The following is a 17,690-nucleotide window of genomic DNA, read 5'->3' as shown; positions in this document are numbered from 1 at the left end:
CGGCAGCGTTCGGGTGCGAGTGGCCAAGGGCAGGGCGGATTGCTCTCCGTGAGCCCAAGGCTGCGTTCCGATGAGCGGCGCTGTCAGGCTTCGTCTCGTCTGTAAGTTTCTGGCTCCGTCGACAGGGCTGGGAAAACTGCGGCGAAATGGCGGGCCGTGCGTACGGCAAAACCGTGTGGTCCTGGCCGTCGTTGCTACGGTCAAGCCCCGGCGAATGCGGCATCTGCGTCAACCGGCGCGGTGTCGGTGAATTTCGTTGGGACGAGGGAGGCCAGCAGGAACTCGGCTCCCGGGAGATCACGGCATAAGCCGTCCAACCATCGCGCAGGGAAGGCCGAGTGATTGGCTACACCTGTATGCTGCTGTGCGGTTTTCCTGCGTGTGCTTTTCGCGCAGCGGACCGCGGGTGCGAGCCGGCACCCGGCCTTCCCTGCGCCCTCTTGGCATTGAGGGTGGAGTGACCAAGCAAAGCTCGGGCGAAACGCGCCGCGAGGCTGCGAAGCTGTGTCTGCAATTCGAAATGCGAGCTGGAACATTGGCGCTACCACCTCATGCTCTGTCATTGCGAGCGCAGCGAAGCAATCCAGTCTGCCGCCGCGGAGGGAATCTGGATTGCTTCCGACTTCGCCAAAGCTTCGGCGGACAAGTCGCTTCGCTCGCAATGACGGTTTGACGGAGTGTGCGCCACATTTCGTTCTCGCCAACGCTGCGCAACCTTCCGCAAGTTCAGCGCAGGATTCGCGCGCGGAAATGACGCGTGCCTCACCCCTGGTTCACCACACGCGCGCGGTCGAGATGCTCATCGATCTTGGGACGGTCGCGGGTGCGCTCGAAACTGGTGCAGAGCAGTTCGGTCTCCTCGAGCGAAACCGGGGCGCGATACAGCCGGCACATGAATTCGGCCGTTGCGCGTCCCTTGCCGGTACTCGGCCCGCGTTCGGCGAGAAACATGCAGTCCCGGCAGATGCTGGCTTCGAGCCGCTGATGTGCCGCGTCGAGGTGGTTGAGGATCTCGCGCAGCGAATCGCGCAGCCTGACGCACTCGTCGGGGCCGAGCGCTGTGACCGCGTTCAGCACGTGATTGATTGGATCGTGCTGGCTCAGACACTTTTCGCCCTGCGCAGTGACGTGCAGCACGACAGAACGCTTGTCCTCGTGCGACGGCTTTCGCACCAGGAAGGACTTGCCCTCCAGCGTCTTCACGATCTGCGATGCAGTCGCCCTGGTGGCGCCGATGAAGCCGGCGAGCGCGGACGGCGTGCGCGAAAACCTGTTGGCCCGGCCGAGAAAGCGCAGCGCCATCCATTCCCGGTCGCGCAACCCATGCTGATTGCCTTCGAAATACCAAGCCCTCGCCGCCTGAATCAGCAGCTCGACGGCTTCTCTTGCCAATGGCATTAATTCCTACCTTGCCCCGGGAGTCACGTCTGCGGCGCCCCGGAGCCGCCTTCCGTCGTCGCGAACGAACCGTTTGCGAGAAGCCGTACTGACCGCAACGCCCGACATATGCAGCGTGCTCTTCTCTGGCGTGAAAGCACGGCCTGCTCGGCGCCCGACCTGGACTGATGAGCACTGCAGGTTATGACGCGGGAAGCGGTGTTGCTGATGGTATGCCATTCGCGGCGTCGTCGCACGGGAGCCCGAATAGCCGTCGCCAGCAGACGAAGGATCGGAGTAGTTCAACCGAAGCCCCTAAGGTTCAAGTCACACGCAGACGTTTCTTATGTTCAACGAAACGATGAATGAGCTTCTCAACAAAATCAAGTAGAGACCCTCTCGGAGACTGGATGTCGTCGCAGGCGAATGTAACGTTCAAGACAATCTCGCTCTTCGGGACACATGATGGTGAACGCAATGCCCTGTCCCACCAGCAACATGCACGCGACTATGCGACAGTTTTATTGCACGGCACGTTGTTGGTCGTCGTTGATGCAAGTTGATCGAACCTTGTGCATGACGACGATGTGCCTCGGCATGTCATCCACAACTTGTGCGTTCTGCCAAGGATTGTCCGAGGGAACTCACAGGAATTGCACGCGGCGGTTGTCCGGACCAGATCGAGGAATCGCCAGTTCAGTCGTATTCGGCGCGGGCTGCCTCACCCGAATGGTGGAGGCGATCGCGGCGAAAACCGAGACGGTCGCGCAGGCGCATGCGCTGTAAGCGTGGCTGCATGCGTAATCGCCTGTCGAAAACAAGGAGCAAGTGATCGCGGGCGCCCTCGCGCGCCGGCTAAATCTGAGACTTGCTAGTCGCCCTTGAGCATATCCCGCAGCTCGCGGAACGGGTCGGCGCTTGGCGGAGCCGAGGCGTCCTGTCGCATCGCGCCGTAGATTCTCGGAACCATGTCGACCGCCTGGTCGAGACCCGAATCACGTCCCGCCTGGTATCCGCCCATCAGGCGAAGGTCGCGCGTGTCCTCGTATTTCGCGATCATGGCGCGCAGCTTGCTCACCAATTCGCGCTCTTCGGGGTCCCAGACGTTATGGGCAAGGCGGGAGACGGAACCCAGAACGTCCACCGCGGGATAACGCGCCTGGTCGGCGATGTGCCTGGAGAGCACGATATGGCCATCGAGTGTGCTGCGGATGGTATCGGCGATCGGCTCGTTGTGATCGTCGCCGTCCACCAGCACGGAGAAAATCCCGGTGATCGTCCCGGATCCCTCCTCGCCGGGGCCGGCGCGCTCCAGAAGGCGCGGCAGATCGGTGAAGACGGTGGGTGCGTAGCCGCGCGCGACCGCGGGCTCGCCGGCGGCGAGCGCGACTTCGCGGGCTGCGTGGGCGAAGCGGGTGATCGAATCGACCATGAGCAGGACCGATTCGCCCCGGTCTCGGAAATATTCGGCGACCGCCATGGCCGTCTTCGGCGCCAGCCGCCGCATCATGGGGCTCTCGTCTCCCGTCGACACGATCGTGACGGCGCGGTGACGATCGGCGCCCAGCACGTCCTCAATGAATTCGCGCACCTCGCGGCCGCGCTCGCCGACCAGGGCCAACACGACGGTGTCAAAACCCTGGCTGCGGGCGAGCATCGCAAGCAGCGTCGATTTACCGACGCCGGAGCCTGCAAAGATGCCGACGCGCTGGCCGGCGCAGATCGGGGCGAACAGGTCGATGACGCGTACGCCGGTGCGCAGCGGCTTGTGGACCCGGGCGCGCTTCATGGCCGAAGGCGCCTCCGCCTCGGCCGAGACCGGACGCGATCCGGGGGTGAGAGGGCCCTGTCCGTCCAGCGGCGCCCCGAGCGCGTTGATGACGCGGCCCTTCCAGCTCGGATCGGGCGCGAACGACAATGGGGGCATCCGGTAGGCGACCGAGCCGAGGCCGCCGGCGAACTGCCGGTCGAACGGCTTGGCGATGATGCCCTCGCTGTCGATCCGCACCACCTCGCCGATCTGGGGCTTGCCGCCGGAGTTGACGCCGATCAGTTCGCCGAGCCTGACGAAGCGCGACAGGCCGGAGACGCGAAAATGCGTCGAGGCGATCTCGGAGATCGCGCCGCTAACGCTTGCCAGGGGAGTGCTCTGCTGAAGCTCCAGCAGCGCCCACTCAAGTTGCCGAAGAGCGTTCAAGGAAACCGTCCAACCTCATTGCGCGCGGGGGCGCAGTCTATTTGCCGGGTTCGCCCAGCGTCCGGATTGCGTTCTGGAGCGAGCTCTCGGTGCCCTCGATCATCGAATTGGTGCCGTCGAAGGCGCGCGAGGCCGCGATCAGCTTCGTCAATTCCATCATCGGATTGGCGCCGGAGCCCTCGACATAGCCCTGCTTGAAGCCGTCGCGGGAGAAGTCGGCGATGGCGGTCGCAGGCCGGTTGGGCGTGACGCCCGAATTGCCGTAGCGGTCGAGATTGGCGTCGGCGGGAATGTTGAACAGGCCGATGGTGCCGATCTCGTTGTTGTCCTGGGTAATCGCGCCGCTCCGCGCGATCGAGACCGGTCCGCCGTTCGGATCCAGCGTGATCTGCGCGCCGCCGGAATCGATGACGGGGAAGCCGGACACGGTCTGAAGGTCGCCGTTGGCGGCGATCTGGAGACGGCCGTCGCGCGTATAGACCGTGCCGTTCGGACCGGCGAACGCGATCCAGCCCTGTCCGACCACGGCGACGTCGAGCGGGTTGCCGCTCTCGGTGATGCTGCCCATCTCGCGCGAGATGATGTTGTCGCCGGGCGAGGAGAAGGCGACCGGGTTCGCGCCCGCCTTGGACAGCACGGTCTCGAACTTCACCACGTCGGTGCGGAACGCCGCCGTGTTGACGTTGGCGACGTTGTTGGCGATCGTCTGGAGCCGTTTTTCGAGGGCGACCTGTGCCGACAATCCTACATAGAGGGCCGATTGCATGACTTACCTGTTGAACTTGATGTTCTGAAGTGTCGTGAGCACGTTGCTATCCATGCTGATCGACGTTGCGGCGCCGCCGATCAGGACCAGCGCCGGGTTGGTCGAGTTGTCGCTCTGGGCCCGGGTCGCATCCCACATCGCCGCGAAGCGCTGCACGAATTTGGTGACCTTGGCCGGGTCCTGGAAATCGGTGAGGTTGATCTTGCTCGTGATCATCTTGGCCTGGGCATCGATATCAGCCGAGCTGATCGTCGACGGCAGGCCGAGCGCCGTCTGGACCACTTGCGTCATCGCCTTGTCCGCGAGGATCTGGTAGGAATTGGTGATCGTGGAGGCCTTGCGCGTGAAATAGAGCGCCAGCCGCAGGCCCTCGTTCTGGTCGCCGGCCTTCTCCTCCATCGTCTGCGTGACGAACTGGGTTGCCGTGCCGGTCGTGGCCGCGGCGGTTTGGGTCGCCTTGTCGCCGAGGGCGGCGAAATTGAAGGCGGCCGCGAATTGCCGGTAGCGGGTGTCGGTCAGCTTGTTGGCGAAGGTCTTGTTGTCGGCGATACCCTCGGTCAGCACCTTGCGCATGAACGCCTTGGCGTAGGTCATGTCGCTGAGGCCGTATGCCTTCATCGCGTAGGAATAGAGGCGATAGTCCTTCAGGAAGTCGTCGATCGTCTTCACGTTGCCGATGTGGCTGAGGAAATAATCGGTGTCGCGGCTGACGTCCGGTTGCGTCGCGACCTGTGTCAGCGACTTCCCCATGTCCTTGGTCAGTCTGGTGTAGTCCGCGATGGTGGATAGCATGACCCGCGCCCCTCTGGCCGCTTTCGCGACGTCGTCCCAAGCTGCCGTGAATCGCTTGCGCGAGGCTGGCGAGGGGGAAGCCAGCCTCACGCAAGGCTCGCCCACTAGATATTCCCGATGGGGTCGGTGATGGAGCGGCGCGTTGGGCAGTTTCGTGGGGATCGTGATCACGGTAGCGGCACTGCTGGGCGGATTTGCCGCCATGGGCGGGCATCTGGGCGTGCTGATGCAGCCGTGGGAGTTCGTGATCATCATGGGCACCGCGGCTGGCACCTTCATCATGGCCAATCCCTGGAAGACGGTCGCGGATACCGGGCTTGCCTGCGTGCAGGCAGTGACGGGAGCGGTGCCCGGCCAGCGCTACTATCTCGATCTGCTCGGCGCGCTGCACGCGCTGATGCGGGAGCTGCGGGGCAAGGGCCGCAACGAGGTCGAGGCGCATATCGACGATCCCGCGTCCTCCGAGATCTTCAAGGCGTTCCCGAGCGTGCTCGGAGATCCGTCGCTGCTGCAGTTCATCTGCGATTATGTCCGCCTCATCATCATGGGTAACGCGCGAACGCACGAGATCGAAGCGCTGATGGACGAGGAGATCCACACCATCGTGAAGAGCAAGCTGGCGCCCTACCACGCGCTGGTGGTGGTCTCGGAAGCGCTGCCTGCGCTCGGCATCGTCGCCGCGGTGCTCGGCGTCATCAAGGCCATGGGCGCGCTCGACCAGTCGCCGAAGCTGCTGGGCGGCTTCATCGGCGCCGCCCTCGTCGGCACTTTCGCCGGCATTTTCCTGTCCTACGGCATCATTTCGCCCTTCGCGATGAAGGTGAAGATGACGCGGGAGAAGCGTTGCCGGCCCTACATCATCGTCAAGCAGACGCTGCTGGCGTTCATGAACGGCGCCATGCCGCAGATCGCCGTCGAGCACGGCCGCAAGATGATCGCGAGCCCCGAGCGGCCTTCGATCGACGTCGTCGAGAACGAGACGATCGCGGGCCCCAAGGCGGTCGTGACCGAGGTTGAACCGAAGGCTGCGCGCGCATCATGATGGAAGCCCTCGACGTCGATCAGCGCAAGCCGCTGCCGAACTATCTGCTGGACGCCGCCGGCATCTCGATCGAGCGCATGCCGATGCTCAATGTGATCTTCGATCGCATGGCGGCATCGTGCACGGACAGCCTGCAGCCGATGGCTGGAACGCCATGCTATTTCTCGGTCAACGGCATCACCAACGATCGTGTCGGCGACATCATCAAGGACTACGAGGCCAACGCGGTTGCGGCCGTGCTCTATGCCGAGCAGTGGGACTCCCGCATCATCATCATGCTCGACCGCGACTTCGTGTTCACGATGGTCGAGGCGATGTTCGGCTCCGACGGCGCCGAACCGCCGCTCGACGTCGAGCGCAGCTTCTCGAACATCGAGATCCGCCTGGTCCAGGCGCTGTTCGAGCGGTTCGCCAAGGCGCTGCAATCCGCTTTCGCCGGCACCTCCAACGTCACCTTCCGCGTCGAGCGGGTCGAGACCGCCATGGCGTCGCTGGCGATCGGGCGGAGCGGCAACATGTCGATCTGCGCGAACATCATGCTGCAGGCGCTCTACCGCGGCGGTCAGATGTTCCTCATCATTCCGCACTCCGCGCTCAACCCGCTCAGGCAGAAGCTCGCGACCGTGGTCGTCAGCGACGGCCGGGCGGCCGATCCGCGCTGGCGCGAGCAGATGGAGACCGAGGTTCACCGCACCGAGGTGACCCTGAGCGCCGTGCTGGACGAGAAGATGATTTCGCTCGGCGACGTCGTCAAGTTCCAGGTCGGGCAGGTGCTCGAGCTCGAAGCCACGCCGCGCACGCTGGCCCGGCTCGAGAGCAACAACCAGGTGCTGTTCTGGTGTCAGATCGGCCAGCTTGATGGCTATTACGCCATGCAGGTGGCAGATCCCGTCGATCAGAAACGGGAGTTCGTCGATGATATCCTATCTCGTTGATGCCGTGCTGCTGATCGCGCTCGCCTTCACCAGCATGCGGGTGACCCGGATGCATCGCGAGCTGGCGCGGTTGCGCAGCTACCAGGGCGAGTTCTCGACCATCGTCCAGGAGACGGCGGGCGCCTTCGACACGGTCATCACCGCGGCGCATGATTCCACCGCAAACCTCGGGCGGCTTGCCAGCGTGCTGAGCACGAAGATCGATCAGGCCAACGAGGCGATCGCGGCGCTGGATGCGAGGAACGGGCTCGCATCCGCGGCGAGCGCTGGCGGCGCCGACGTGAACAAGCATTGAAGCCGAAGCCGGCGGAAGAAATACGATCGGAACGTCGCGGCGCTCCGGGAGCGGAAATACCAAGAGGCGATACCAGATGGCGCAATCCTTCGACTATGAGTCAGCATCGGCGTCCGACGAGGGGCATACCGAGACATCTCCGCTGGAGCGGCTGGCGGAGATCGCCGCGCGCACCGCGGAGGAGACCGGCAAGTTCGCCAATGTCGATGCCATTCTGCGCATTCCCGTGACCATGCAGGTGGTGCTGGGATCGGCCACCATTCCGGTGGCAAACCTGATGAAGCTCGGCCGCGGCGCGGTGGTTCCGCTCGACCACCGGGTCGGCGAACCGGTCGACGTCGTCGTCAACGGCCGCGTCGTCGCCCGCGGCGAGGTGGTCGTGGTCGAAGAAGACAATTCCCGCTTCGGCGTCTCGCTCACAGAGATTGTCGGGCCGTTGGGGCAGGGTGATAGCTGACCATGGCGGCACAGGTCGGCGTGGCTCCCATCAAACAGCGAGGCGTTGCCACGCTGGGCGGGACAGAGAAAGTCGCGGCACTCCTGCTCGCCATGGGCCGGCAGGCTGCCGCGAGCGTGCTCGCGCAGTTCGAGCCGCAGGATATCCGCACCGTTACAAAGGCCGCGGCCGAGCTGCGGCCGATCACGGCGCAGGAACTGGAGGCGATCGTCGAGGAGTTCGCCCAGCAATTCTCGATGGGCGCCAACATTCTCGGCACCCTCGGCGGCCTGGAAGCCGTGCTCGGCGACGTGCTTCCGGCCGACCAGGTCTCGGCCATCATGTCGGACCTGCTCGGAAATTCGAGCCGGTCCGTGTGGGACCGCGTCTCGTCGGTGTCGGAAAACTCGCTGGCAAGCTACCTGTCCAAGGAGCATCCGCAGACCGCGGCGCTGATCCTGTCCAAGGTCAAGCCGTCCTGCGCCGCCAAGGTCATGAGCCAGCTGCCGTCGAGCCTGCGCAACGAGCTGATGCGGCGCGTGCTCAGCCTCAAGCCGATCGTCGACGACGCCCTGAGGGTCCTCGAGAAGACGCTGCATGAGGACCTGACGCTGAACTTCGCCCGCAACCTCGGCGCCGATACCTATGCCCGCGTCGCCGACATCATCAACAAGATGGAGCGCGGACACATCGAGGACATGCTCAAGAGCCTTTCGGAGAAGCGCCCGAAGTCGGCCGAAGTGCTGAAGGAGCTGCTCTTCACCTTCGACGACGTCACCAACCTGACGCCGAAGGCGCGCACGATGATCTTCGACCAGGTGCCGACCGATCGTATCGTCATCGCGCTGAAGGGCACCGACAAGCACTTCCGCGAGATGATCCTCTCCTCGGTCGCCTCGCGCGTCCGCAGGGTCGTCGAGCACGAACTCGCCATCGGCGAACCGTCGAACCAGCGCGACGTGCTGGAGGCGCGGCGCGTGATCACCGACCTCGCGCTCGACCTTGCGGAAAAGGGCGAAATCGAGCTCAACCCCGAGCAGGAGGATGAGCTGGTCTTTCGCTGACCGCTGAACGGGCATGGCAGAAACAACCGATCAGGAGAGCAAGACAGAAGAGCCGACCGAGAAGAAAGTCCGCGATGCGCTCGAACAGGGCAAAATCCCGGTCTCTCGGGAGGCTTCGATCTTCGCCTCGATGGCAGCGCTGATGGTGATCCAGGCGTTCCTGATCGGCCAGGGCGTGCAGCAATTGACGCCGATGCTGACGGGCTTTCTCGATGATCCCGACGGCTTCCCCCTCAGCACCGGGGCCGACGCCCAGAATCTCCTCATCGTGGTCGGCCTTCAGGCACTGCGGTTTCTGACGCCGTTGGTCGTCACCCTGGCGGCGTTCGGGCTCGCAGCCTCGCTGTTGCAAAATGCTCCCAGCCTGGTGCTCCAGCGCATCACGCCGGACCTTTCGCGAATCTCTCCGCTCGGCGGCTGGAGCCGGCTGTTTGGATCGCAGGGCCTCGTCGAGTTCGCCAAGTCGCTGTTCAAGCTCGCCGCGGTGACTATCGTCGTCGCGTTCGTGCTGCGCTCGTCGGAAGCGAAGGCGTTCGAGGCGATGTACACCGATCCGGTCGCGCTGCCGGAGATGATTCTCAACATCGCCATGCGAATCGTCTCGGCGATCTGCATCGCGACCATCGTCCTGGTCGCGGTCGATCTGGCTTGGGCACGCTTCCACTGGCGGCGCGAGCTGCGCATGACGCGGCAGGAGATCAAGGACGAGCACAAGCAGGCCGAAGGCGATCCGTTGATCAAGGCGCGCCTGCGCTCGCTGGCGCGCGATCGCTCGCGCCAGCGCATGATCGCTTCCGCATCGCGCGCGACGCTGGTGATCGCGAACCCGACCCACTTCGCGATCGCACTGCGCTACAATCGTGAGGAAAATCCGGCGCCGATCGTCGTGGCGAAGGGCATGGACGTGATTGCGCTGAAGATCCGCGAAGTCGCCGAGCAGAACCGGATTCCGGTGATCGAGAACAAGGCGCTGGCGCGCGCGCTCTACGAGGCGGTTCAGGTCGACCAGGTGATTCCGGCGGAGTTCTTCCGGCCGGTCGCCGAGATCATCTACTTCCTGCAGTCCAAGCAGACGCCGCGGTCCGAGAAGGTCCAGTAGAATTCCGAGGACAGCGTCCCTTCCATCAGCCTGACGAAAGCTTGCGACCCTAAGGTTACACCGTCTGAACCAGAATGGTGCTGCCGTGGGACCGCTCTATCTCTTCGAACTCGCATCGTCGCAGGCGCGATACCTCGAGCTCCGCCAATCGACGATCGCCACCAACGTCGCCAACGCCAACACGCCGGGCTTCAAGGCGCGCGACGTCGAACCCTTCAACAAGGTGCTCGACAGCACCCCGGTGAGACTGGCGACCACGTCGCCGTCACACCTGCAGCTCTCCCCAGCCGAGAGCGACACGCGGGCGACTGCGAAGAAGGATAGCTGGGATGTGGTTCACTCCGGCAACTCCGTCAGCCTCGAGCAGGAAATGATCAAGGGCAGCGACGTCAGTCGCGACTACTCGATGAACTCGGCCATCGTGCGGTCGTTTCACCGCATGCTGCTGTCGAGCGCAAAGACCTGAGGTGAACTGACATGCTGGACTCTCTGCAATCCTCGTTGACGGTCGCGAGCTCCGGGCTCGAAGCGCAGTCGACGCGCATGCGCATCGTCTCGGAGAACCTCGCCAACGCGACGGCGACGGGGCGCACTGCCGGCGCAGATCCCTATCAACGCAAGACGATCACCTTCGATGCCGCGATGGACCGCGCCTCGGGCGCGCAGCTGGCGAAGGTCAAGGAAATCGGGGTCGACACCACGCCGTACCGTGTGGAGTACGACCCGGGGCATCCCGCCGCCGACAAGGCCGGCTACGTCAAGATGCCGAACGTCAACATGATGATCGAGATGGCGGACATGCGGGAAGTCAACCGGTCCTATGAAGCCAATCTCCAGGTGGTGAAACAGGTGAGGTCGATGCTGGGCATGACCATCGACCTGCTGAGGAGCTGACAATGCTTGAGGCAATTTCATCCACGGCGATCTCAACCGCGCAGGCGGCGAGCCGCGCCACCGAGGCGCAGGCCATTTCGCCGGCGGCCACGCCCGCGATCCAGTCCGGCGGCGATGGCGGATTCGAATCGATCATGAAGCAGGTGACGACGGACGCGATCGGAACGTTGAAGGCGGGGGAGGCGGCCTCGATCTCGGCGATGCAGGGCAAGGAATCGACGCGGCGCGTCGTGGAGGCGTTGATGTCGGCCGAGCAGGCCTTGCAGACGGCGGTCGCAGTTCGCGACAAGGTCGTGCAGGCCTACCAAGAAGTCGTTCGGATGTCGATCTGATCAAGGAGTGACGCTGTGAAATCGCTTGCCATCGCGGCCACGGGCATGAACGCCCAGCAGACCAACATCGAAGTCATCGCGAACAACATCGCCAACATCAACTCGACGTCGTACAAGCGGGCGCGCGCCGAGTTCACAGATCTGTTCTACCAGATGGACCGCATGCAGGGCGTTGCGAACACCAGCGGCTCGTCGCCGATCCCGGAAGGCGCCAATCTCGGCCTCGGCGTCAAATCGGCGGCAATCCGCAAGCTGCACATCCAGGGCGCGCTCACGCAGACCGGTAATCCCTACGACATGGCGATCAACGGCCGCGGCTGGTTTCAGGTGCTCGGCCCGAACAACGAGGTGCAGTATACCCGTGCCGGCTCGTTCAACACCAATGCCAACAGCCAGCTCGTCACGACCGACGGCTACCTGCTGGATCCGGCTATCACGGTGCCGCAGGGAACGGTCCAGGTCACGGTCAACCAGACCGGACAGGTGTTCGCCAAGCTGGATACGGAAGTGAACCCGAGGCAAATCGGCCAGCTCAACCTCGCCAATTTCGCCAACGAGGCCGGTCTCGAACCGCTGGGCAGCAATCTCTATCGCGAGACCACGGCGTCCGGCACGCCGGTCGTCGGGCTGCCCGGCGATTCTGGCTACGGCAAGATCAACCAGCAATATCTCGAAGCCTCGAACGTCGATCCGGTCAAGGAAATCACCGAGTTGATCTCTGCCCAGCGCGCCTACGAAATGAATGCCAAGGTCATCCAGGCCTCGGATGAAATGGCCCAGACGGTCTCGAAGGGCATGCGCTAGTTCCGGTGTATCCATGTTGAAGACGATGGGCTCGATCATGCGCGGGTTGGCCGCCGTGCTGCTGGTTCTCGCCTCGGCGCGTCTCGCGGCGGCCGAGGAGAAGCGGCTCCCCGTGCCGGCCGTCTCGATCCGCGCCGGGGAGCTGATCCGGGACGACATGATCACCGAGCGTGCCTTCGCGCCGAACGTGCTCGGCGTCGCCATGTTCATCGAAGGACGCCAGGTCCTGGTCGGCCGCATGGCGCGCCGCGCGCTGCTGCCCGGCCAGCCGATCCCGACCAACTCGGTGGAGGATCCCTGGACGGTCGCCCGCGGCGCGATGGTCAAGGTCGTGGTCGAAGACAGCGGCCTGTCGATCGTGACCTACGGCGCAGCGATGCAGTCGGGTGCGCCCGGCGCGCTGATCCCGATACGAAATACCGATACGGGCGTGATCATCAGGGGCGTCGTCCAGTCGGACGGCACCGTCAAGGTCGTGGACGGGTCATGACCAGAGTCCTGCTTGCGCTCGTCCTGCTCGTTTCCGCCGCCAGCGCCCAGGCTGCCGTCCGTATCAAGGACATCGCGGACATCAAGGGATTGCGCGAAAACCAGATCGTCGGCTACGGCCTCGTCATCGGCCTGAACGGCAGCGGCGACACGCTCCGCAATGCGCCGTTCACGGAGCAGTCCCTGCAATCGATGCTCGAGAACATGGGCATCAATGTCAGGAACGAGACCACCAGCACCAACAATCCGCCGCGTCCGACGACGCTGCGCACGCGCAACGTCGCGGCCGTGATGGTGACCGCGGACCTGCAGCCCTCGATCGGTGCGGGCGAGCGCATGGACGTGACGGTGTCGTCGCTCGGAGACGCGACCTCGCTGCTCGGCGGCACGCTGGTGATGACGTCGCTGCGCGCGGCGGACGGAGCGGTCTATGCAGTGGCGCAAGGCGCGGTCACGGTCGCCGGTTACAGCGTCGGAGGCCAGGCCCAGAACGTCAGCCAGGGCACGCCGACCGCAGGCCGCATCCCGAACGGCGCGCTGGTCGAGCGCGAGGTGCAGGGTAGTCTCCATGAAATGGAGTATCTTGTGCTGGAGCTCAAGAACCCCGACTTCGTCACCGCAACGCGGATCCTCGACGCCATCAACCGCTACGCGGGCGGACGCTACCGCGCCCAGATCGCCTTCGAGCGCGACTACCGCACCATCGTGCTGTCGAAGCCGCGCCACATCGGCCCGGTCCGCTTTCTTGCGGAAATCGGCGAGCTGACGGTCGAACCGGACACGCCGGCGCGGGTGGTGATCAACGAGCGTACCGGCACGGTGGTGATCGGACGCGACGTACGGATATCGACCGTTGCCGTAACGCACGGCAATCTGACGGTCCGCGTCACCGAGCTTCCCGTGGTGTCGCAGCCGGCGCCGTTCTCGCAAGGGCAGACCGTGGTCGTGCCGCAAACCGTGGTTGAGGCCAACGAGGCCGGCTCGCAGGTGGCGATCCTGAGCGGGGTCGATCTTCAGCGCCTGGTGCGCGGCCTTAACCAGATCGGCCTGAAACCATCCGGCATCATCGCGATCCTCCAGGCGATCAAGACGGCCGGCGCCCTCCAGGCGGATGTCATCGTGCAATGACGCGTAAGCGCCCTGCAAGCTTGGTCGCTCAATGCTCTCTCGACCGAAAATCGTACGCGGGCCGATGTTGAAGCTGGATCATAAAGCCAAACTCCTCCTCTTGGTCGCGGCCTCCGCGCTCGCGAGCGCTTCGCCCGTTCTGGCGCTGGATGAGGCCAAGCCGTCGAAGCCGCTGAACCTGCTGTCCTTCGCGCGCGCCCGCGCGCCTGGCCCGCACAAGCCGATCTCGTCGATCCCGAGCGACAATGCGTCGATGCGGGCGACAGCGTGGGCAGCCGAAGATTCGGGACCCGCGACCACGGGTGCCGTGCCGGCCTCCGAGAAGCCCGCGCCGGCACCCACAGCCGCGCCGCGACCGGCCAAGCCCGGCAGCGTCACGGCGCCGCCGAAGCCGGTGCCGCCCCAGGCCGCTGCAACCCCGGACAACGAAGTCGCCCTGTTCTGCAGCAATGTCGCCGAGCCCGCCGTCGATGCAAGGCTGGCCTGGCAGCTCAAGGAGCTGGAGAAGGCCGAGAACCAGCTTCGCGAGCGGATCGCCGAGGTCGAGGCCAAGCGCGCGGAATATGAGAAGTGGATGGCGTTGCGCGACGACTTCCTGAAGAAGGCCGAAGCGAGCGTGGTCGAGATCTACTCGCGCATGAAGCCGGACGCCGCCGCAACCCAGATCGCCGGGATGGCGGATGAGACGGCCGCTGCCGTACTCGCAAAGCTCAGCCCGAGGAGCTCGAGCGCAATCTTCAACGAGATGGAGACGGGGCGCGCGGCGCACCTCGCCGATCTGCTCGGCGGGATGCGTCGCGTGGATGACGGAAAGACCAAATAGATGAAGAATCTGATCCTCATCCTGTCGCTATTGTCGCTTGCCGGATGCGTCACTGATCCGGCCGAGGTCCTGACGGGGCCGCGATTGTCGCCGGTCGGGACCGGCCTGAGGACGCAGGCCGATCCGATTCCCGTGACGCCTCGCATGCGCTCGCCCGTCAGCTATCGCTCGACCTGGGATGACGGCACCGATCTCTACCGCGATCCCCGTGCCCGCCGCACCGGGGACGTCGTGACGGTGATCATCTCGATGCAGGACAAGGCCAAGCTCGACAACAAGACCGACCGCTCGCGCGATTCGCAGATCAAGTTCGGGCTCGACTGGCTGATGGACGTTGCGGGATGGCAGGACAAGGGCTCGACGAGCGCCAACCTCAACACCAACACCCAGATCAAGGGCAACGGCCAGATCGACCGCACTGAAGATATCAAGCTGTCGATCGCAGCTATCGTCACCGACGTGTTGCCGAACGGCAATATGATGATCAGCGGCTCGCAGGAATTCAAGGTCAACACGGAAATGCGCGTGCTCAACGTCGGCGGCATCGTGCGCCCACGCGATATCTCGCGAACCAACACGATCTCCTACGAGAAGATCGCCGAGGCGCGCGTGGCCTATGGCGGTCGCGGAAATCTGTCTGACGTGCAGCAGCCCGGATGGGGACATCGGATCTATGACGCCGTGGCACCGTTCTGAGATGCGCGACCGTCGGGCCGCGTCACGAGGGCAGGGTACGTCATGCGCCTGATTGCGGCCATCGTGGTGCTGACCCTGATCGCGATCGGCGCGGGCGCGCTTGCAGGCCTGCATCTGTTTGCGGCCGCCGAGCGCGTTGCCGATGCGAAGAAAACCGCCACGCCGCCACCTCTTGCCTCAAGCTACGCCGGCAGCGCGCGGCTCAGGAAGCTGTCCCCGATCGTGACCAATCTCGGCGCGCCGGCCAACAACTGGGCCCGCATCGAAGCCTCCATGGTGACCGAGAGCATGAGCGACGAGGATGCCGGCATCCTGGCGGCCCATATCAGCGAGGACATCGTCACCTATCTGCGGTCGGCGACGGTGGCGCAGTTCGAGGGATCGCGCGGGCTTCAGCATCTGCGCGACGACCTGACCGAACGCGCCAATATCCGCTCCGCGGGCAAGATCCGCGAATTGATCATTGAGACGTTGGTGATTCAGTGAAACTGAGAGTCCTGCTGCTTGCGTTGCTCCTGGTCGTGCTGCCTGAAGTGGCACTGGCCCAGATTCCGGACCTCAATTCGCTGCTGCCGCCGGGCAACGGCTCGACCAGCGGCCGCATCATCCAGTTGATGGCGGTGATCACGGTGCTGTCGGTGGCGCCGGGGCTGCTCATCATGGTGACGAGCTTCACGCGATTTGCGGTGGCGCTGTCGTTCCTGCGCGCCGGTCTCGGCCTCCAGACCACGCCGGCCAATCTGGTGCTGGTCAGCCTCGCGCTGTTCATGACCTTCTACGTGATGGCGCCGACCTTCGACCGCGCCTGGGAAACCGGCATCCAGCCGCTGATGAAGAACGAAATCTCGGAGGAAGAGGCCTATCTGAAGATCACCGATCCGTTCCGCGAATTCATGCTGGCCCATGTTCGTGACAAGGATCTGCAGACCTTCGAATCGCTGGCCGCGGAGAGCTTCCGCAGGAAGTTCGACGACAAGCGCGTCGACATGCGCGTCATCATTCCGGCCTTCATGATTTCGGAGCTCAGGCGTTCGTTCGAGATCGGATTTCTCATCATCCTGCCGTTCCTCGTCATCGACATGATCGTGGCGACGCTGACCATGTCGATGGGCATGATGATGATGCCGCCAACGATCCTCGCACTTCCATTCAAGATGCTGTTCTTCGTGCTGATCGACGGCTGGAATCTTCTCGCCTCCGGACTGGTGCGGTCGTTCTCGTAACGGCAACGAGCGCCAGAGGGAGCGTTATGGTTAGCGAGAAGTACCGGACTATAGTTAGCAATAGGTACCGTTAACCATCTGATTTTACAACGTAATTCAATCCGATCTTAATCTGCGCGCAAGATTCGGCGTGCTAGCAATGCGTCACGGCGGGTTGGACCCCACCCACATCAGTCCAAAGGCATGATGCCGCCCCTCCGTACCGGTGAAAGCCCGGTATGTCCCCTCGTGAAAATGTAACGCGTACATAAAGGGACATTCGCAATGTCAAGCCTGCTTACGAACTCGACCGCCATGACCGCACTCCAGACCTTGCGGTCTGTGAGCTCGCAGCTCTCTACCACGCAGACCCGCATCTCCACCGGCCAGCGCGTCTCGACCGCGTCGGACAACGCTGCCTACTGGTCGATCGCGACCTCGATGCGCGCCGACAACGCCGCGCTCTCTGCGGTCTCCGACTCGCTCGGTCTGTCGGCCGCGACCGTCGACACCGAATATACCGCTCTGACCACGGTCATCGGCGACAAGGACTCCGGCTTGACCAAGCTCCAGTCCCTGCTGGTCGAAGCCAAGACCGCCGGTATCGACCGCAGCAAGATCCAGGCCGACGTCACCCAGATCCAGCAGCAGATGAAGGCGACAGCCAATGCGGCGACCTTCAACGGCATCAACTGGCTGAGCACGACCGCCACGACGCCGACGACCTTCAGCCTCGTGTCGTCGTACTCGCGTGTCGGCGGTACGCCCACCATCGGCTCCATCAGCGTGACCACCGCCAACTACTCGCTCTACACCTCGGCTCAAGGCGGCATTCTGGACACGGCCGGCTCGACCGCTCCGTCGATCGACACGATGAGCATCTCCGCGCTCACCGACTCGGCGGCTGACCAGACCACGCTCGATGGCTACATCGCGCAGGTCACCGCTGGCATCAACTCGGTGGCCTCGGCCGCCGCCAATCTCGGTGCTGTCAAGAACCGGCTCTCGACCAACACGGACTTCGTGAAGTCGCTGATGGACTCCGTGGATCGCGGTATCGGCCAGCTCGTCGACGCCGACATGAACCAGGAGTCCACCCGCCTGTCGGCCCTCCAGGTCCAGCAGCAGCTCGGCGTGCAGGCGCTCTCGATCGCCAATAACAGCAGCCAGAGCATCCTGTCGCTGTTCCGCTAACCTCCGAACCATCCGGGAAGAGGGGGGGGGGGGGGGGGGGGGGGGGGGGGGGGGGGGGGGGGGTGTGTGTGGGGGGGGGGGGGGGGGTGGGGGGGGGGGGGGGGGGGGGGCAAAAAAAAAAAAAA

At 64.2% G+C, this 17,690-nt stretch carries 21 protein-coding genes; 17 read left to right on the top strand and 4 right to left on the bottom strand.

Annotated elements, in window-relative coordinates:
* Positions 1-762: 762 nt before the first annotated feature.
* From AC0L21_RS20735 to AC0L21_RS20720, 4 genes are all read right to left on the bottom strand, one after another.
* Entirely contained in the window at positions 763-1,398 is a 636-nt protein-coding gene (locus AC0L21_RS20735; protein WP_473263685.1) for a MarR family winged helix-turn-helix transcriptional regulator, read from the bottom strand.
* Positions 1,399-2,248: 850 nt separating this feature from the next.
* The gene (fliI, locus tag AC0L21_RS20730; RefSeq protein WP_018453953.1) at positions 2,249-3,574 is read right to left on the bottom strand and encodes a flagellar protein export ATPase FliI; all 1,326 of its coding nucleotides are present in this window, start codon (positions 3,572-3,574) and stop codon (positions 2,249-2,251) included.
* A 37-nt stretch (positions 3,575-3,611) separates the two neighbouring features.
* Complete coding sequence (gene flgF, locus AC0L21_RS20725) at positions 3,612-4,340, bottom strand: flagellar basal-body rod protein FlgF (RefSeq protein ID WP_007595915.1); 729 nt, start codon at positions 4,338-4,340, stop codon at positions 3,612-3,614.
* Between the two features lie 3 nt (positions 4,341-4,343).
* Complete coding sequence (locus AC0L21_RS20720; RefSeq protein ID WP_473263684.1) at positions 4,344-5,132, bottom strand: DUF1217 domain-containing protein; 789 nt, start codon at positions 5,130-5,132, stop codon at positions 4,344-4,346.
* A gap of 142 nt (positions 5,133-5,274) precedes the next feature.
* Between AC0L21_RS20720 and motA the strand changes: the two genes are divergently transcribed.
* The 17 genes from motA (at position 5,275) to AC0L21_RS20635 (ending at position 17,565) form a co-directional block, all read left to right on the top strand.
* Positions 5,275-6,174 (top strand): flagellar motor stator protein MotA, encoded by a 900-nt coding sequence (gene motA, locus AC0L21_RS20715; RefSeq protein ID WP_007613972.1) that lies wholly within the window; start codon positions 5,275-5,277, stop codon positions 6,172-6,174.
* A complete protein-coding gene (locus AC0L21_RS20710) occupies positions 6,171-7,109 on the top strand; it encodes a flagellar motor switch protein FliM (protein WP_007613971.1) in 939 nt (312 codons plus the stop codon). Before motA ends, AC0L21_RS20710 begins: the two co-directional genes overlap by 4 nt.
* Positions 7,090-7,404, top strand: coding sequence for a hypothetical protein (locus AC0L21_RS20705; protein WP_473263683.1), 315 nt, complete (start codon positions 7,090-7,092; stop codon positions 7,402-7,404). Before AC0L21_RS20710 ends, AC0L21_RS20705 begins: the two co-directional genes overlap by 20 nt.
* Before the next feature lie 76 nt (positions 7,405-7,480).
* Positions 7,481-7,861, top strand: a complete 381-nt coding sequence (gene fliN, locus AC0L21_RS20700; protein ID WP_473263682.1) for a flagellar motor switch protein FliN — start codon at positions 7,481-7,483, stop codon at positions 7,859-7,861.
* Between the two features lie 2 nt (positions 7,862-7,863).
* Positions 7,864-8,904 carry a flagellar motor switch protein FliG gene (locus AC0L21_RS20695; RefSeq protein WP_473263680.1) on the top strand — a complete coding sequence of 347 codons (1,041 nt, stop codon included), beginning with the start codon at positions 7,864-7,866 and terminating at the stop codon, positions 8,902-8,904.
* Positions 8,905-8,917: 13 nt separating this feature from the next.
* The gene (flhB, locus tag AC0L21_RS20690) at positions 8,918-10,003 is read left to right on the top strand and encodes a flagellar biosynthesis protein FlhB (protein WP_027519863.1); all 1,086 of its coding nucleotides are present in this window, start codon (positions 8,918-8,920) and stop codon (positions 10,001-10,003) included.
* Between the two features lie 85 nt (positions 10,004-10,088).
* Positions 10,089-10,469: a flagellar basal body rod protein FlgB gene (gene flgB, locus AC0L21_RS20685; RefSeq protein ID WP_473263678.1), complete on the top strand. Its 381-nt coding sequence runs from the start codon at positions 10,089-10,091 to the stop codon at positions 10,467-10,469.
* A gap of 11 nt (positions 10,470-10,480) precedes the next feature.
* Entirely contained in the window at positions 10,481-10,897 is a 417-nt protein-coding gene (gene flgC / locus AC0L21_RS20680) for a flagellar basal body rod protein FlgC (RefSeq protein WP_473263676.1), read from the top strand.
* A 2-nt stretch (positions 10,898-10,899) separates the two neighbouring features.
* The gene (fliE, locus tag AC0L21_RS20675; protein WP_473263675.1) at positions 10,900-11,229 is read left to right on the top strand and encodes a flagellar hook-basal body complex protein FliE; all 330 of its coding nucleotides are present in this window, start codon (positions 10,900-10,902) and stop codon (positions 11,227-11,229) included.
* 15 nt (positions 11,230-11,244) lie between these two features.
* Positions 11,245-12,033 (top strand): flagellar basal-body rod protein FlgG, encoded by a 789-nt coding sequence (flgG, locus tag AC0L21_RS20670; protein WP_007595892.1) that lies wholly within the window; start codon positions 11,245-11,247, stop codon positions 12,031-12,033.
* Between the two features lie 13 nt (positions 12,034-12,046).
* On the top strand, positions 12,047-12,523 hold the full coding sequence (gene flgA / locus AC0L21_RS20665; protein WP_473263673.1) for a flagellar basal body P-ring formation chaperone FlgA: 477 nt from the start codon (positions 12,047-12,049) through the stop codon (positions 12,521-12,523).
* Entirely contained in the window at positions 12,520-13,650 is a 1,131-nt protein-coding gene (gene flgI, locus AC0L21_RS20660) for a flagellar basal body P-ring protein FlgI (protein ID WP_473263672.1), read from the top strand. The genes flgA and flgI overlap by 4 nt, the downstream gene beginning before the upstream one ends.
* 64 nt (positions 13,651-13,714) lie before the next feature.
* A complete protein-coding gene (locus AC0L21_RS20655) occupies positions 13,715-14,473 on the top strand; it encodes a MotE family protein (RefSeq protein WP_473263671.1) in 759 nt (252 codons plus the stop codon).
* Positions 14,474-15,169 carry a flagellar basal body L-ring protein FlgH gene (gene flgH / locus AC0L21_RS20650; RefSeq protein WP_473263670.1) on the top strand — a complete coding sequence of 232 codons (696 nt, stop codon included), beginning with the start codon at positions 14,474-14,476 and terminating at the stop codon, positions 15,167-15,169.
* Between the two features lie 42 nt (positions 15,170-15,211).
* Positions 15,212-15,655, top strand: a complete 444-nt coding sequence (locus AC0L21_RS20645; protein ID WP_473263669.1) for a flagellar basal body-associated FliL family protein — start codon at positions 15,212-15,214, stop codon at positions 15,653-15,655.
* Positions 15,652-16,392, top strand: a complete 741-nt coding sequence (fliP, locus tag AC0L21_RS20640) for a flagellar type III secretion system pore protein FliP (RefSeq protein ID WP_473263668.1) — start codon at positions 15,652-15,654, stop codon at positions 16,390-16,392. Before AC0L21_RS20645 ends, fliP begins: the two co-directional genes overlap by 4 nt.
* Positions 16,393-16,656: 264 nt before the next feature.
* Positions 16,657-17,565, top strand: coding sequence for a flagellin N-terminal helical domain-containing protein (locus AC0L21_RS20635; protein WP_473263667.1), 909 nt, complete (start codon positions 16,657-16,659; stop codon positions 17,563-17,565).
* Positions 17,566-17,690: the final 125 nt, after the last annotated feature.

The organism is Bradyrhizobium sp. WSM4873, assembly GCF_055811355.1.
The sequence above is the reverse complement of the archived record's forward strand: the minus strand, read 5'-3'. Positions and strand labels throughout refer to the sequence as shown.

What these genes read in the sequence shown, in the direction of transcription:
- AC0L21_RS20735 (WP_473263685.1), bottom strand. Translation starts at nt 1,398, where the DNA reads ATGCCATTGGCAAGAGAAGCCGTCGAGCTGCTGATTCAGGCGGCGAGG.
- flgF (WP_007595915.1), bottom strand. Translation starts at nt 4,340, where the DNA reads ATGCAATCGGCCCTCTATGTAGGATTGTCGGCACAGGTCGCCCTCGAA.
- AC0L21_RS20720 (WP_473263684.1), bottom strand. Translation starts at nt 5,132, where the DNA reads ATGCTATCCACCATCGCGGACTACACCAGACTGACCAAGGACATGGGG.
- AC0L21_RS20710 (WP_007613971.1), top strand. Translation starts at nt 6,171, where the DNA reads ATGATGGAAGCCCTCGACGTCGATCAGCGCAAGCCGCTGCCGAACTAT.
- AC0L21_RS20705 (WP_473263683.1), top strand. Translation starts at nt 7,090, where the DNA reads ATGATATCCTATCTCGTTGATGCCGTGCTGCTGATCGCGCTCGCCTTC.
- fliN (WP_473263682.1), top strand. Translation starts at nt 7,481, where the DNA reads ATGGCGCAATCCTTCGACTATGAGTCAGCATCGGCGTCCGACGAGGGG.
- AC0L21_RS20695 (WP_473263680.1), top strand. Translation starts at nt 7,864, where the DNA reads ATGGCGGCACAGGTCGGCGTGGCTCCCATCAAACAGCGAGGCGTTGCC.
- flhB (WP_027519863.1), top strand. Translation starts at nt 8,918, where the DNA reads ATGGCAGAAACAACCGATCAGGAGAGCAAGACAGAAGAGCCGACCGAG.
- flgC (WP_473263676.1), top strand. Translation starts at nt 10,481, where the DNA reads ATGCTGGACTCTCTGCAATCCTCGTTGACGGTCGCGAGCTCCGGGCTC.
- fliE (WP_473263675.1), top strand. Translation starts at nt 10,900, where the DNA reads ATGCTTGAGGCAATTTCATCCACGGCGATCTCAACCGCGCAGGCGGCG.
- flgA (WP_473263673.1), top strand. Translation starts at nt 12,047, where the DNA reads ATGTTGAAGACGATGGGCTCGATCATGCGCGGGTTGGCCGCCGTGCTG.
- flgI (WP_473263672.1), top strand. Translation starts at nt 12,520, where the DNA reads ATGACCAGAGTCCTGCTTGCGCTCGTCCTGCTCGTTTCCGCCGCCAGC.
- AC0L21_RS20655 (WP_473263671.1), top strand. Translation starts at nt 13,715, where the DNA reads ATGTTGAAGCTGGATCATAAAGCCAAACTCCTCCTCTTGGTCGCGGCC.
- flgH (WP_473263670.1), top strand. Translation starts at nt 14,474, where the DNA reads ATGAAGAATCTGATCCTCATCCTGTCGCTATTGTCGCTTGCCGGATGC.
- AC0L21_RS20645 (WP_473263669.1), top strand. Translation starts at nt 15,212, where the DNA reads ATGCGCCTGATTGCGGCCATCGTGGTGCTGACCCTGATCGCGATCGGC.
- AC0L21_RS20635 (WP_473263667.1), top strand. Translation starts at nt 16,657, where the DNA reads ATGTCAAGCCTGCTTACGAACTCGACCGCCATGACCGCACTCCAGACC.